The sequence below is a fragment of the Guptibacillus hwajinpoensis genome, assembly GCF_020171785.1.
In the GTDB taxonomy this organism is placed as follows: Bacteria; Bacillota; Bacilli; order Bacillales; family Guptibacillaceae; genus Guptibacillus; species Guptibacillus sedimenti.
Genome location: NZ_JAIVAE010000006.1, coordinates 59,284 through 74,628, shown reverse-complemented (window position 1 = coordinate 74,628; position 15,345 = coordinate 59,284). Strand labels below are relative to the sequence as shown.

The window sequence follows — 15,345 nt, the reverse complement described above, 5'->3', positions numbered from 1 at the left end:
CCAATTAAAGCATTAATGGTCGAATGCGATCGATATTTCCCGGAAAATACTAGTTAAGCTTCAGCACATAGGAACCAAGCGGGGCCACTGTCATTTCTCCTCGATATTCCTCGTGTGAAACGGCATCGTTCCACGTACCATCTGGAAGCAAGAGCGTACCATCATGATCAGTCGAATGGTTTACAACGGATAAAAATACCGCTCCATCTTTTCCAGTACGCGTAACTGCTTCTACGTTTTCACTTGAACGAATCGTCGTGACATCAGTTGCTTTGAAAACTTCAGCATAAAGAGCATCCATCATCTCTTCTTCAAGAGCCGATCCGATGTAGTACACCGTACCTTTTCCATACTTGTTCTTCGTAATCGCCGCTGTTTTTTCATAGAAACAGTCGCGATATTCAGCTAGCACTTCTGCCGTTGTTGGTTCAACGAGATCGCACCAGATGGAAGCGACAGAGTTCACGCCTTTAATCGCTCCTTGCACCCCTTCAACCTCATTGTTCTGACCAAGCTGAAGCGATTCATACTCATTGATTTCAACGCCCGCAAGCTCACGTAATGCGCCTGGAAGCGTATCTTCTACGACAAAATTGTTCTGTTCTTTCACCCCTGCGCGATAAGAAAGAATAACGGATCCACCTTGCTCCGCGAAGCGTGAAATTTTCTCATTAACTGCTGGATCCGTTAAGAAATAAACCGGTACAACAAGCACTTTATATCCGCCAAGATCGCTTTCTTTTGTTACGATGTCCGTCATTGCGTTCATGCGATGGGCAGGACTGTAGAAACGAAGGAACTCTTGCTTGTATTCAAACGCATTGCTTTGTGGCTGAATGCCCCACGCCCAGGCGTTTTCAACATCATAATAAACCGCTACATCCGCACGATATTTCGATGCAATCCACTCATCTCCAAACACGCTCAAGGAATCGATCACTTCTTTTACTTCATTGTATTTGCGCTTTGGTTTTCCATCATGGTCAAGAACACCGTGGCAAAACTCTTCCGTTCCAAAACGAGCCGCGCGCCAGCGGAAGTATACAATCGCTTCAGCACCGCGAGCAATCGCTTGATACGTCCAAAGCTTAATATGACCAGGACGTGGCAAGTAACCGATGCGGCTCCAACCTTGCGCTCCTGAAAGTTCTTCCATCACCCAGAAACCTTTCCCGTCTTTTGAAGAACGACACAAATCATGCTGATGCGCAATTGCAGCTGGCGCAATTGGCTCAGGTAATCCGCCCCACACCGGGTAGTTATCGAACGAAATAAAATCAAGCTCTTTTGACATATCCCATTGATTAATGGCCTGATCGGTGTACACAAAGTTATGTGTAATCCACTGATCAGAGCGAATATGCTTTCGAAGAATGTCGGTTTGAAGCTTGTTATAGGTTGTATACGCATCTGCACAAAAACGATCAAAATCGAGAAGCAAGCTTGGATTATGCTCCTGGAACACTTTACGTGGCACAGGAATTTGAGACCAAGCTGTATACGTTTGGCTCCAGAACACGGTACCCCACGCTTCGTTTAACGCCTCTAGCGTTTTATATTTTTGCTCTAGCCACGCTTGGAACGCCTGCTGATCGACATCACCATAGCTGCGATCTGATTTTTCATGGCCGTATTCATTGTCTACCTGCCAACCAATAATCCCCTCATGCTGACCGTAGCGTTTCGCCATTTCTTCCACGATTTTTGCTGAAAATTCACGGTACACTTCACTATTTACTGTATAATGACGTCTTGCTCCAAAAGAAATAACCGTACCATTCGGATCGACAGGTAAAATTTCTGGATACGCTTCACACATCCAGGCAGGTGGTGTCGCTGTCGGTGTTCCAAGCACCACCTTAATCCCGTTCTTCGTCATCAAATCAATCGCTTCATCATATAGTGCGAAATCATATGTCCCTTCTTTAGGCTCCATCAGCTGCCAACCGAATTCAGCGATGCGCACCACATTCACACCTAGTTCTTTCATTAATCGCACGTCTTCTGTCCAGCGCTCTTTCGGCCACTGTTCCGGGTAATAATCGACACCTACATACATTGAGTTAGCTCCTTTTGCCGTTTTGTAGTTTAGATTCAATGTGAAAAGAAGCTCGCCAGAATCGGCAAGCTCTTATTGGTTTAAATGAGTGTTAAGCGCGTCCGTAAATCGGTCAAACGCTACCTGACCAGATGCGGTTCGTTTGAAGACACCAGCATGACTTAAAATATCAGAGAAGATTAGTCCGACTTCATCACGCAATCGGCTGTGTACATTTGAGGCGTCCAGGTCCGGATATTTTTCAAGAAGGGTTTTCGCCCATTCAACATGCTTGTTAATCCGCTCATCACGTTCGATTTGTTTTATCGGATGTTCACCTATGAGAGATTCGCCAAGTAAATGTAGTTCTTCTTGTAGCCTGCCTGGCAGCACGGCCAGTCCCATCACTTCAATTAATCCGATGTTTTCTTTCTTAATATGATGCACTTCCGCATGTGGATGAAAAAGTCCCATCGGGTGCTCTTCTGTCGTGCGGTTGTTTCGTAGGACAAGATCAAGCTCATAATCATCACCATTTCGACGAGCGATTGGGGTAATGGTGTTATGTGGCTCATCATATGTGAATGCAAGGACCTCGGCGCTTTGATCGCTATATCCCTTCCAGAACTGAAGAATGGCATCCGCAAGTTCACCTAACTCTTCGCGATCATTGCTTTGAAGACGTAGCACTGACATCGGCCACTTCACAATGCCAGCTTTCACATTCGGATAAGCGGGCAGGACAACATCTCGCTCCACCTCGGCTTTCGCCATTGGAAAATCATGCTTTCCTCCTTGAAAATGATCATGACTTAATATGGAACCGCCAACGATTGGCAGATCTGCATTTGAGCCGATAAAGTAATGAGGGAACTTCCCAACAAATTCAAGCAGTCGATCAAACGTACCGCGCGAAATTTTCATTGGTTCATGTTCACCGTATAAAACAATGGCATGTTCGTTGTAATAAACGTATGGAGAATACTGCAAATACCACTGTTTCTCTTCAAGCGTGACAGGAATCATGCGAAGATTTTGCCGGGCTGGATGGTTAATTCGGCCCGCGTATCCTACGTTCTCTTTACAAAGTAAGCATTGAGGATAGCCGCTTGACTTCATCGTTTTCGCAGCCGCAATGGCTTTCGGATCCTTCTCGGGTTTGGAAAGATTAATCGTGATTTCCATTTCACCATATTCCGTTTTCGTTAGCCAATCCTCGTTTTTCGCAATGCGATCCGTACGAATATAGTGCACATCTTTTGAATAGTCGTAAAAGTTAGCTGTTGCAGCTTCAGGGCCTGCCTGTTCATACGTTTTTTCAAACTTTTCAATTACGCCTGATGGCCTTTCCGTTAAACATCCCATTATTTTTGTATCCAGTAAATCACGATAAGTGACCGTATTTTCAACGAGTCTTCCGTTTTCATAAGCCCAATTTAAGATTCGATCTAAAATGGTAACGGGGCTGTCAGGGATATTTGAAGGAACATCACTTGAATCAATCTCTTCAAGCTGAAGCACTTCAAGGATTTGATTTCTCACATATGACAAATCCCACTCATGAATCAGATGCTTCTTCAATCCATATTGGAGGAGACGGTTAATCTCTTGGTCTATGCTAGTCATGGTTTCTCTCCACTCCTCTCCAGATTTACAGCGCTTCTGAAAGCTGGTTGATTTCTCTTGCTCCTGCACCAATTTCCACAACGTAAAATTCAGCTGTTAAACCCGTTTTCTCTTTATAGGTTTTTGCAACATTTGTTTGGAACGAGTCCAAAAATTGATTTTCTACAATGCTAATTGTGCAGCCACCAAATCCTGCTCCTGTCATACGCGAGCCGATAACACCTTCTTCTGCCCACGCCGCTTCAACTAAAGCATCAAGCTCAAGACCAGTTACCTCATAATCATCACGTAAGGATACGTGCGACTCATTCATCAGCTGTCCAAATGCGTCAAAATCCCCAGCTTTCAATCGTTTGGCCGCTTCAATCGTACGAACGTTTTCATAAACCGCATGCTTCGCTCGTTTCTGATCAATCGGATTAGTAATGTGCTGCTTATTTGCTTCAAATGTTTCAACTGTCAGATCACCAAGTGACTCAATCTGTAGGTGCTCTTGAAGCTGACTCAATGCACGTTCACATTCAGAACGGCGCTCATTGTATTTTGAATCTGCTAACCCTCTTCGTTTGTTTGTATTTGCAATTACAAGAGAGGCATTCTCGAGCACAACGGGACTATAGCTATATTCAAGCGTGTTGCAATCAAGAAGAACTGCCGCATCTTCTTTCCCCATCCCAATTGCAAATTGATCCATAATTCCGCAGTTTACGCCAACAAACTCATTTTCCGCACGCTGACTCATTTTCACCATGTCAACCATCTCAAGATCAAGTTGATTCAGTACATTTAATAAGACAGCTGTAGCCAATTCGATTGAGGCTGAAGAAGACAACCCTGCGCCGTTAGGAATATTACCAAAGTAAAGCACGTCAAATCCGCTCACCGCATATCCTGATTCTTTCATAATGGAAACAACGCCTTTGGGATAGTTCGCCCAGTCATCTTTCTCATCATAGATGAGCTCGTTCAGATCGACAGTTATGACGCCCTGATCTTCAAAATTCATGGAATAAAAACGAACCAGGGAATCCTCTCGTTTTCTTGCGACCGCATAGGTTCCAATGCTCAGTGAGCACGGAAATACGTGTCCCCCATTATAATCTGTATGTTCGCCAATTAAATTGACACGCCCTGGTGAGAAGAAGCTTCTAATCTCACCACTGTCTCCGAATACCTCTCGAAATTGTGCATATAGCGATTTCATTTTTTTCACCCGGCCTCGTTTATTTACTGCTTTTTCGCAGTTTTAATTTTGTCGACATCGTTACTTTTTTAGCTACTTTTCTTCTCAGAAGACGCTCCATTAAGAGTCCCACTGCCGTTTCACCCATTAATTCGGTATACACTTTTACAGTGCTTAGCGCGGGATAAACGTATTTTGAAACGCTAATGTCGTTTACACCAATCAAGCTAACACGCTCAGGGACAGCTACTCCATTTTCATGAAGAGCGCGTAGGCACCCAATCGCCATCGTGTCGTTCCCTACAAAGAATGCGGTGGGAAGCTCTTCACCAAGCTCTTTAATCGCTCGATTCATAAGCGAATAGCCGTCATCCACCGTAAAGGAACCCGTAAATACGTAAGAGTTATCATCTCGTTCTTTCATGTATTGTTTAAACGTAATTTCACGTTCATCCACAATTTCAGCACTAGCATCCCGGAACGTTTCTCTACCACCAATGTAACCAATTCGCTCATGACCTTTACTCGTAAAATAGTCGAGTACTTTTTTTGTTGCCTTTTCAAAGTCAACGACAACGGCATCGTAACGTTCGTTATCTGGATCATAGTCAACAAAAACGATGTTTGGGGTTACTTTATTTAATGAAGCAATTTCTTCGCTACTAAACTTACCAACGGCAATCATGCCCTGAATGTTTTCCTTTTCTAGCTCATCATAGTTATCTTTAAAAATCTTTACGAGTTCAAGCCGCTCTTCCTGACAGCGCTGCTCAACTCCAAGTCGAATCGACATGTAATACAGGTCATTCAACTCTTCCTTTTCCGTATACCAGTGAATGATTGCGATCTTCGGTGTAAGTGACTTCTTTCCCCGCTTCTTACTGTAAGAAAGCTCTTCCGCCACTTCAAAAATACGCTTTTTTGTATCATCTGAAACAGATAACGTTTCATCATAATTGAGGACGCGTGAAACGGTCGATGTGGAACATTTCACTTTTTGTGCGATGTCCTTAATCGTTGCCATGGCTATCATCCTTTTTTTATTCTGCTTTTAAGTAAAACACTTTCGATTGAAAGTCACCACCACGCTCCGCTTGCTCGCCATTCGCTCCGTTAAATTCAATTGGAAGTGGAAGGCCATGCTGCATCAGTTCATCTCCGTAATACGTATCTCCGTCAACTTGGTAACCGTAATCTGAGTCTAATCCTCTTAATTTCACAGACTGATTAGTGCGTGGATTCGGCGTACTTGATGCTTTATACCAGCCAACAATCGCTTCTTTTTGATCTGTTGAAACGATCATCCACGCCGTTTCATTGCTTTCAAACGGGCTTTGCAATCGGATAAACTCTCCATCACGAACGAGGTGACGCAGTGACTGATAGCGTTTAATTTGGGCTTTCACAATTTCTTTCTCTTCATCAGAAAGGCTAGAAGGATCCAGCTCATACCCAAATGTCCCAAAGTAAGCCACATCCGCTCGCATGGAAAGCGGTGTTTCTCGAAGCGTTTGGTGATTTGGAACGGCTGAGACATGAGACCCCATACTATAAATCGGATAAGCCATGGAGGTGCCATACTGAATTTTCAACCGCTCCACTGCATCTGTATCATCACTTGCCCAAGTTTGTGGTGCATAGTAGAGAAGAGCCGGGTCAAAACGTCCACCGCCGCCAGCACACGATTCAAACAATACATTTGGAAACTCTGATGTTAAACGCTCATAAAGGTCATAGACACCTAGAATGTAGCGATGGAAAAACTCACCCTGGTGCTCTAAACCTGCAGAGTAGGCCTCCGTAATGTTTCGATTCATATCCCACTTAATATAATCCAGGTTTGTCGCCTCAATGATCGCCTTCATTCGGTCAAAAATGTAGTCAACCACCTCCGCTCGCGTATAATCAAGGACCCGCTGATTGCGCCCTAGCGTCACGTGTTCACCAGGAATACCTATTGCCCATTCCGGATGCTCCCTGAATAAATGACTATCAGGACTAATCATTTCCGGCTCAAACCATAATCCAAATTGAAGTCCAGTGCTCTTTACTTTTTTAGCAAGAGAAGCAATGCCATCTGGCAACTTTTCTAAGTCAACCGTCCAGTCCCCAAGAGACGATCGGTCATTATTCCTTTTTCCAAACCAGCCATCATCAAGAACAAAGAGTTCCACCCCAAGTTCTTTCGCTTCCTTCGCAAAATGAAGCAGCTTCTCTTCATTAAAATCAAAATAGGTCGCTTCCCAGTTATTAATCAGGATAGGACGCTCTTTATACTTCCACTGCTCGCGAATAAGCTGATGACGATACAGGCGATGAAAAGTTTGGCTCATCCCGTTCATCCCTTGATCCGAATAAACCATGAGCGCTTCTGGTGTTTGGAATGATTCGCCCGAACGAAGCTTCCATTGAAAACCTAGTGGATGAATTCCCATCTGCACGCGCGTCACATCATAATGATCAACTTCTGCTTGCGCTAGAAAATTTCCGCTATAGACGAACTGAAAACCAAGTACTTCTCCCGTATGCTCAGTCGCATCTGGCGTTTTTAAAGCAAGAAACGGGTTATGATGATGAGAACTTGCTCCTCGTATGCTCGAAATCGACTGGATTCCCTGCTCTAACTTTCGCGTCTTCACATGACGTTCGCGTGCCCATGTACCCGAGAGGTGTACCATTTCCATATCAGCATGAGGCAAATCAACAGACAGCGACATCATTCGATCAATGGAAATTTCAACATCCGTTTTGTTTATCAGGCGAGCGTTACGAGCAATCACCGCTTCATTTTCAAAAATCGTATAGCTAAGTTCGAGCTCTACCTGCTGATACGAGTCTTCCAACACAACGAAGAGCGTCTCTGCTTCACCTGAGGTTGCATACGTTGCTGGCAAATCTTTTAAACGAGGTTTTCCTTTCACCACTTCATAGGATTTATATACAAAGTTCGCAATCGGTTTCTCGCCGGATACCATAAAGGCAGGCTCTCTAAAATCCCCTTTTCCATAGACAGGATACTCCTGTTGAATCGTTTCAAGCGAAAAAGCAGCATCGTCCTCATACGTATGACAGCTAGCCGGTGTTGGGTTGTTTGTTCTCTGAAAATGACGATAATCGCGCTCACGAAGCGCTTTTCCGAAATACAAATGACCTAACTGCCCATTTTTTAAAACGTGAAAGATGTAGCTGATTTTTCCATTTGTTAGATGAAACTGCTGTTGATTAACGAGAATGCTCATTGCCATCGATCCTTTATCCGAGTTTAGGTTCGTTCATTAATGTGACGCTACTTGCCGTATGTCCCTCTAATTCGAGAACAACGATTTCATTTTCACCTTCGTTCAAAAGTGGTCCCGGTAAGTAGAGACGCTCCTGTGGTCCCATCGTCTGCCAGTAGCGACCAAGGTTAAATCCGTTAATATACACGTTACCTTTTGTAAACCCTTCCAAATCCACAAATGTATCATAGCCTTGATCAACTTTGAATGTGCCCTTCAGATATTTAGGATAACGCTCGCCTGCTGTGTACGTCTTAGGAAGGCGATCACCTTCAATCTTCACCATTTCCCAGTCGAACCAATATTGATTGTTTAACCAGAGGTTTTGCACAATCCCTTTCTGATCAGACAAGTGCTTGCCGTAATTCACTCGACCGAGGTTTTCAACAAGAATTTCAAATGTGTTTACCTCATCTGGGAAAGGAATCATCACCGATTTTGTCTCATCGTTTACCGAAACTGTTGCTTCATGTTTTCCATTCACATAAAGAAAAGCTCTGTCACGGATGGGCGTTGTATCAAGCTCTAATGTTCCTGTCTCATGAATCTTCGTACGATAAAGCGTAAACCCAAAGTTCTGATCAAGCTTTTCCATGCTAAGTGGTGTCACATATTCTACTTTCGTGCCTACATCTTGTAGGACATCGAATAAGCTGGCACTCTCCGTTAGCTGCACTTCACCATAGCTTTTCTTCTCAACTTTCGAAACATCTCCAACCGAAACGCCCGCTACGCTTTTCAACACATCCGCCATGGCAAGATATTTGTCTGTGATATCTCCCCATTCTGTTAGAAGAGAATCATAGTCATAGCTCGTAATCGTTGGTGCATACTTCTCATAATGATTGGCGCCATTATAGAAACCAAAGTTCGTGCCACCATGGAACATATAGAAGTTAACGGAAGCCCCCATATCCATTAGCTTCTGGAACACCTCAGCTGCTTCCTTCGCATCACGCGTATGATGTTCGCCGCTCCAATGATCAAACCAGCCAATCCAGAATTCTGCCACCATTTTAGGTGAATCAGGTTTCATCGCTTCCAGAGCCGCAAACGCTTCTTCTGGTCTTGACCCAAAATTTAGCGTCGTTACGACATTATCCATTGAACCTTGCTTAATGAAATCTGGGCCGTCTGAAGTGAAGTAAAACGTATCAATGCCATGTTTCTCATATTGTGCTTTATGGAACGCAAGGTAGTTTTGATCATTGCCATAAGCGCCATACTCATTTTCAATTTGAAACGCGATGACCGGTCCACCATTTTGTTGTAAAAATGGTTTTAGTCTTGGAAGAAGCTCATTGAAATAATCTTCTACGTGGTTTAGAAAAGCAGGATGACTACAGCGAAGCGCCATATCATCCTGTTTTAGTAACCATGAAGGGAGACCCCCCATTTCCCACTCGGCGCAAATATAAGGAGACGGCCTTAGAATCACATAAAGTCCGATTTCCTCTGCTTCAGCTATGAACCGCTCCACGTCAGCCATTCCTTCAAAACGAAACTGACCTTTCTTCGGTTCATGAAAGTTCCATGGAATATATGTTTCGACAGTATTCAACCCAAGTGCCTTCAGCTTTTGAAGGCGATCTCTCCAATACTCAGGGACAACCCTGAAGTAATGGAGACCTCCTGAAAGGATTTGAAACGGTTCGTCGTTTAGGTAAAATTGGTTCTTTCTCGCTTCTAGCATAACAGCTTCCTCCTATTTCAAGGCGCTTCCGAGCATACCTGAAATGAATTGTTTTTGTAGTGTTAAGAAGAATGCAATGATCGGAACAGTTGCTAACGTAACGCCCATCATCACTTGACCGTAGTCGATATAAGAGAGTCCCATTAAGCTAGAAAGCGCAACAGGGAACGTGTACATGTCGTTCGTGTTCAACACAACGAGCGGCCACATAAAGTTGTTCCACTGCGTCATGAATAGGAAGATTGATGCAGCTGCTAGAGCTGGTCGCATCGACGGAATCACAATTGAAATAAAGATGCGTGTTTCACTCGCACCGTCAAGACGCGCTGACTCCATCAATTCCGTTGGGAAAGCAAGGAAGTTCTGTCTTAACAAGAAAATCGCAAATGGGAAACAGAGTTGCGGTGCAATAACCGCGAAGTACGTGTTTAATAGATTAAAGTCAGACATCATTTGGAACAAAGGAATCAATGTTGCCTGGTAAGGAATCATCATGGAAAGCAAGAATGCGGTAAAGATAAATTTTTTCCCTTTGAAATTGTACTTCGCTAGAACGTAGGCTGCGCTCGCACAGACGGCAAGAGCAATGACGACGTATAGTCCGGATACAAATAGTGAGTTAAACAGAACTCTGAAAATGCCAATTGACTCATTTAGATTGGTTAGGTTCGTCATAAACTGATCGCCAGGTAAAAGCGTTGGCGGGTTCGTGAACATTTTACTAGAATCGTTCGTTGCCCCGATAAACATCCAGTAGAAGGGGAAGATCGAAACAACTAAGAAAATACTAAGAAGCGTGTACATCCAAACAGCTTTTAACTTATTCTTCTTTTTCTTCGGTTTCTTTTGTTGCCTTTCAGCAAGGGTGAGTTTATTTGTCGACTGTTCAATTACCTCTAGGTTCTTAGCCATTATTCATCACCTGCTATCTTGAATTGGATAATGGAGAGAATACCTACCATGACCACAACCGCGTATGCAATGGCGGAAGCATAGCCAAAGTCAAAGTATTCGAATCCACTTTGATAAATATAAAGTCCAAGGGTCATCGTTGAATCTGCTGGTCCACCACCAGTTAAGTTGAACGGTTCATCGAAAAGCTGAAGCGTTCCAATTGTGGATAGGATACCGGCAAAAAGAATAACGGGTTTTAGTTGTGGAACGGTAATATAGAAAAATTGCTTAAACTTATTCGCGCCATCTAGAGAAGCCGCTTCGTATAAATCTTCTGGAATGTTCTGAAGCGCAGCAAGGAAAATAACCATGTTATATCCCGTCCACCTCCAAGTCATGGCGATAATGATCGAAGCTTTCGCCCAAAATGGGTCAGACAACCAAGGAATCGCAGTGATTCCAATGTAGCTTAATGCCGTGTTAATAATTCCCTCTTCTTGAAGCATGATCGAAAACAAGATCGAGTAGGCTACAAGCGACGTGACAGCCGGTAGAAAGAAGGAAACGCGGAAAAATCCTTTTAGCTTTAACAGCTGGTTGTTCAATACATTGGCTAGTACCATTGCAAGAATGATCATAACTGGGACTTGAACAACAAAGATAATGAATGTGTTCTGCATCGCCGTCCAGAAAATATCATCGTTCCAGAGACGCGTATAGTTTTTTAATCCTGCAAAAACGTATTCTCCACCCACTCGTTCCTGAAAACTAAGAACGAAGGACGCGATAATCGGATAGACGGTAAATGCTAGGAAAAGCAGAATGGCCGGAGCTGCGAATAAATATGGAAAACGTTTCGCTCGATTCATGAATATCCCACCTTAGCATGATAGGGGTTGAAATGAATCAACCCCTGATGATTTCTGTAGCTTATTGAATACGGTTTTTCAAACGATCTTCTGATGCTTTTAACGCTTCTTCAATGCCTTTGCCATTTGCGATTTCAGACTGTGCTTTCACAGCTTCATCTTTTGCTACAGCATAGTCTCCTGTGTAGTTAACAGCAGGAATGCTATCCATTTCGTCAGCAAGTAGACTCCAGATTGGCTGATTGCTAAAGAACTCAACTTCTTTTGTAAATGCTTCGTTATCGTAGATTGTGTTCAATGAAGGGAACAGGCCGCCTTCCATTGCTGATAATTGAACATCTTTATTTGTTGAGAAGAATTCCATAAAGTCATAAGCTAGATCCGCATTGTTACTTGCACTTGGAATCATGTAGTTACTTCCACCAAGGTTCGATGCACGATTTCCGCCCTCTTCAAATGCCGGAAGTTCAATTAATCCCCAATTACCTGATGTATCTTTGCCCTGTTGTGTAATGGAACCGTATAACCATGCACCAGATGGAGCAGTAGCCACATCGCCGCTTGTCATTGCACTGATCCATGCGTCCCAACCAACTGTTTCTTTGACAAGACCTTCTTCATTAAGCGTCTGTTGGACTTTCATTGCCTTCTTTGATTCTTCAGAAGTAAGCGCTACGTTCTTCTCATCATCAAAGTAGAATGTTCCCTGCTGATTGAGCATCATGCGGTAAAGACCGTCATCGCCATTAAGATCCAAACCGATCATCGCTTTATCTGTTTTTTCTTTAATCGTTTTACCTGCTTCAATATAGTCATCCCACGTCTTGATATCTTCTGCATTTACGCCAGCTTCTTCAAAAATATCAGTGCGGTAGAATACGCCAGTTGGTCCACCGTCAAACGGGAAGCCGTACATTGCGCCATCTTTTGAAACAAGCTCAGTTTTATAAGAAGGGAAGCTATCCTTCATTTCATCAAAGCCTTTATCGGAAACGTTTACAAAAGCGTCCGGAAAAGCACTCATATACCCTTGAACGCGATCATCTTCGACAAGAACGATATCGGGTAAACCTTTACCTCCTGCTTGAAGACCCGTTGTCAGTTTCGAGTAAACATCATCAGTACCCATTTCAACAACTTCAAGTTCAAAATCCGGATTTTCTTCTTTAAATTTCTCGGCTGCTTTTTCAAGCACCGGTACGTTAATATTCCAAGCCCAGGCTGTTACTTTATTGCTATCACCTGAACCTTCGTCCTCGCTTCCGCCATTCCCACACGCCGCAAGAAACAGACTTAACACAAGCATCATACTTATACTAACTAGACCCGTTACCTTCTTCATCGACTACCCCTCCAATTAATTACTGAAAACTTTCAAAATTCATAATGAAAGCGTCTACACTTATTAGAATAGTCGATGTAGTAAACAGAGTCAAGTAAATGTTTACTAAAAGTTTACTAGTTTATTTACTTACCAGTTAATGGTGGTTTATACAAAGAAGAAAGTGTCCATCTGTGACGGACACTTTCTCTCTTTTGTCTTTATGGGGGGTCTGGTTCGAACCTGACCCCCGCACCATTATTGAATGCGATTCTTCAATCGATCTTCCGCTGCTTTATACGCTTCTTCAATCGATTTCTTATCGTTCATCACTTCAGATTGCGCTTTAATGGACTCATCGCTTGCAATTGCATAGTTACCAGTAAAGTTCACAGATGGAATATCATTCATTTCACTCGCAAATAGCTCCCAAATCGGCTGGTTGCTAAAGAACGCCACATCTTTCGTGAAAGCTTCACTTTCATAAATCGTGTTCAGCGTTGGGAACAAACCGTTGTCCATCGCCGTTAACTGAACACCTTCACTAGTCGTAAAGAATTCCATGAAGTCATAAGCCATGTCCTGGTTTTCACTTGCACTTGTAATCACATAGTTACTTCCACCAAGGTTGGCTGCGCGGTTTCCGCTTTCTTCAAAAGCAGGAAGCTTGAACACACCCCAGTTGCCTTCTGTATCTTTCGCCTGTTGTGTAATCGATCCACTTAACCATGCGCCAGATGGAGCAGTTGCTACTTCGCCTTGAGCCATCGCACTAATCCAGGCATCCCAGCCTACTGTATCTTTCACCAGGCCTTCTTCTTTCATCATTTTCACTTTCTCTGCGGCCATTTTTGATTCTTCAGAAGTAAAGTTCACATTCTTTTCATCATCAAAATAGAACGTGCCTTGTTGCGTCATCATCATACGATAAAGACCGTCATCACCATTCAAATCAAGTCCAAGCATCGCTTTTCCAGTCGCTTCTTTGATTTTTTTACCAGCATCAATAAAGTCATCCCACGTTTGAATATCGTCAGGATTCACTCCAGCTTCTTCAAAATAATCAGTGCGGTAAAAAACGCCTGTTGGCCCACCGTCAAACGGGAAACCATACATCGCTCCGTCTTTTGACAGAAGATCTGTTTTATAAGTAGGAAAGCTCTCTTTGCTCTCATCAAATCCCTTATCCGATACATTTACAAATGCATCAGGGAATGTTTCCATATATCCCTGGATCCGATCATCCTCTACAAGAACGATATCTGGCAATCCTTTTCCTCCAGCTTGGAGACCAGTCGTTAACTTCGAGTAAACGTCTTCACGACCAAGTTCCACTACTTCTAACTCAAAATCCGGGTTTTCTTCTTTAAACTTCTCAGCCGCTTCTTCAAGAACTGGAACGTTAATGTTCCATGCCCATGCCGTAACTTTCTTTCCACTACTCTCTCCATCACCTGATCCTTCACTCGAGCTATTGTTACTAGAACAAGCACCGAGAACCAACATAAGAATCAATAAAATACTTACTCGACCCATTACCTTTCTCACCTTAACCCCTCCTGTTTGTTTACTAAACAATACTGAAAAAGAAAATGAAAGCGTATTCATGTTTTTAGATTAAGGTACAAAGGCCTAATAGTCAAGTAAATATTTACTGATAAGTTTACTTTCACACCCAAAACTTCACCTCTATAAAATAGTTATTAAATAGAGTGTTTTCATAGGAGGACAATTGTCTTTGAAGGGGGTCAGGTTCGAACCTGACCCCCTCAAAGACCCCCATCTCAATCCACTACACTACCGCCGTTACCCCATAAACAGCCTCATGAAAATGATGCACCTCTGGCTTAAGACCATTTTCTTCAAAAATCTCCTTCATCTTCTGTGAAGAAATTCGCTCATGAAGGGGAGGACCCATTTCCATTTCAATAGCTTCCCATTCGAGCACGAGTATTTTGTTACCCGCCTTAACAATTCGCTTAAATTCTTGAAAAGCTTTCTTGAGATCAGGTACTTCATGAATAACAAAAGCAGCAACAGCTTTATCCGCTACTTGATCAGCCAGGTTAATTTGTTCAAGACTACTGACAATGTAATCGATATTCTCCACTTCTATCGCACGTTTTTTAAGAAGATCTAACATCTGCTTCTCAATATCAACCGCATAGACCTTTTCAGCCACTTCCGCTAGAGGTAAGGTGAAATACCCATTCCCCGCACCAAAATCAGCTACATAATCGGTCGTCGTTACTTCAAGATGAGCTATAACTTGTTCAGGTGAAATGATTTCCTTTCGCTTCGGATCAAGAAGTCGATCCGCCTTTCCCGGTTTAAATCGTTTCCCGGCCATAGTGAAAACCTCCTTAGAATTTCTTCCTATCGTTGAATACCACTATAGGTATTATAACAAGAATGCTTCATCCAAACACAAAAGCCCGCTCTA

Annotated in this window: 11 protein-coding genes; all 11 read right to left on the bottom strand. The window is 43.1% G+C overall.

Translation table 11 applies throughout. The annotated features are described in order from the left end of the window. Positions 1-49 precede the first annotated feature (49 nt). Positions 50-2,059, bottom strand: a complete 2,010-nt coding sequence (locus LCL91_RS09615; protein ID WP_224881986.1) for a beta-galactosidase — start codon at positions 2,057-2,059, stop codon at positions 50-52. Between the two features lie 72 nt (positions 2,060-2,131). After that, positions 2,132-3,664, bottom strand: a complete 1,533-nt coding sequence (gene galT / locus LCL91_RS09610; protein ID WP_224881983.1) for a UDP-glucose--hexose-1-phosphate uridylyltransferase — start codon at positions 3,662-3,664, stop codon at positions 2,132-2,134. A 25-nt stretch (positions 3,665-3,689) separates the two neighbouring features. Further along, positions 3,690-4,868: a galactokinase gene (locus LCL91_RS09605; protein WP_224881982.1), complete on the bottom strand. Its 1,179-nt coding sequence runs from the start codon at positions 4,866-4,868 to the stop codon at positions 3,690-3,692. Positions 4,869-4,887: 19 nt separating this feature from the next. Further along, positions 4,888-5,871 carry a LacI family DNA-binding transcriptional regulator gene (locus LCL91_RS09600; RefSeq protein WP_224881981.1) on the bottom strand — a complete coding sequence of 328 codons (984 nt, stop codon included), beginning with the start codon at positions 5,869-5,871 and terminating at the stop codon, positions 4,888-4,890. A 16-nt stretch (positions 5,872-5,887) separates the two neighbouring features. After that, the gene (locus LCL91_RS09595) at positions 5,888-8,086 is read right to left on the bottom strand and encodes an alpha-galactosidase (protein ID WP_224881980.1); all 2,199 of its coding nucleotides are present in this window, start codon (positions 8,084-8,086) and stop codon (positions 5,888-5,890) included. A gap of 13 nt (positions 8,087-8,099) precedes the next feature. After that, entirely contained in the window at positions 8,100-9,818 is a 1,719-nt protein-coding gene (locus LCL91_RS09590) for a glycoside hydrolase family 35 protein (protein WP_224881979.1), read from the bottom strand. A gap of 12 nt (positions 9,819-9,830) precedes the next feature. Next, complete coding sequence (locus LCL91_RS09585; RefSeq protein WP_048312872.1) at positions 9,831-10,622, bottom strand: carbohydrate ABC transporter permease; 792 nt, start codon at positions 10,620-10,622, stop codon at positions 9,831-9,833. Between the two features lie 107 nt (positions 10,623-10,729). Further along, positions 10,730-11,581 (bottom strand): carbohydrate ABC transporter permease, encoded by an 852-nt coding sequence (locus tag LCL91_RS09580; RefSeq protein ID WP_098445132.1) that lies wholly within the window; start codon positions 11,579-11,581, stop codon positions 10,730-10,732. A gap of 61 nt (positions 11,582-11,642) precedes the next feature. Continuing rightward, a complete protein-coding gene (locus LCL91_RS09575) occupies positions 11,643-12,923 on the bottom strand; it encodes an ABC transporter substrate-binding protein (RefSeq protein ID WP_224881978.1) in 1,281 nt (426 codons plus the stop codon). Between the two features lie 237 nt (positions 12,924-13,160). Further along, a complete protein-coding gene (locus LCL91_RS09570) occupies positions 13,161-14,450 on the bottom strand; it encodes an ABC transporter substrate-binding protein (RefSeq protein ID WP_224881976.1) in 1,290 nt (429 codons plus the stop codon). Positions 14,451-14,694: 244 nt separating this feature from the next. Then, positions 14,695-15,252, bottom strand: coding sequence for a class I SAM-dependent methyltransferase (locus tag LCL91_RS09565; protein ID WP_224881974.1), 558 nt, complete (start codon positions 15,250-15,252; stop codon positions 14,695-14,697). Positions 15,253-15,345: the final 93 nt, after the last annotated feature.

Excerpts from the sequence above, each read along its gene's own strand:
- LCL91_RS09605 (WP_224881982.1), bottom strand. The coding sequence starts at position 4,868 with ATGAAATCGCTATATGCACAATTTCGAGAGGTATTCGGAGACAGTGGT.
- LCL91_RS09590 (WP_224881979.1), bottom strand. The coding sequence starts at position 9,818 with ATGCTAGAAGCGAGAAAGAACCAATTTTACCTAAACGACGAACCGTTT.
- LCL91_RS09575 (WP_224881978.1), bottom strand. The coding sequence starts at position 12,923 with ATGAAGAAGGTAACGGGTCTAGTTAGTATAAGTATGATGCTTGTGTTA.
- LCL91_RS09600 (WP_224881981.1), bottom strand. The coding sequence starts at position 5,871 with ATGGCAACGATTAAGGACATCGCACAAAAAGTGAAATGTTCCACATCG.
- galT (WP_224881983.1), bottom strand. The coding sequence starts at position 3,664 with ATGACTAGCATAGACCAAGAGATTAACCGTCTCCTCCAATATGGATTG.
- LCL91_RS09595 (WP_224881980.1), bottom strand. The coding sequence starts at position 8,086 with ATGAGCATTCTCGTTAATCAACAGCAGTTTCATCTAACAAATGGAAAA.
- LCL91_RS09585 (WP_048312872.1), bottom strand. The coding sequence starts at position 10,622 with ATGTACACGCTTCTTAGTATTTTCTTAGTTGTTTCGATCTTCCCCTTC.
- LCL91_RS09565 (WP_224881974.1), bottom strand. The coding sequence starts at position 15,252 with ATGGCCGGGAAACGATTTAAACCGGGAAAGGCGGATCGACTTCTTGAT.
- LCL91_RS09615 (WP_224881986.1), bottom strand. The coding sequence starts at position 2,059 with ATGTATGTAGGTGTCGATTATTACCCGGAACAGTGGCCGAAAGAGCGC.
- LCL91_RS09580 (WP_098445132.1), bottom strand. The coding sequence starts at position 11,581 with ATGAATCGAGCGAAACGTTTTCCATATTTATTCGCAGCTCCGGCCATT.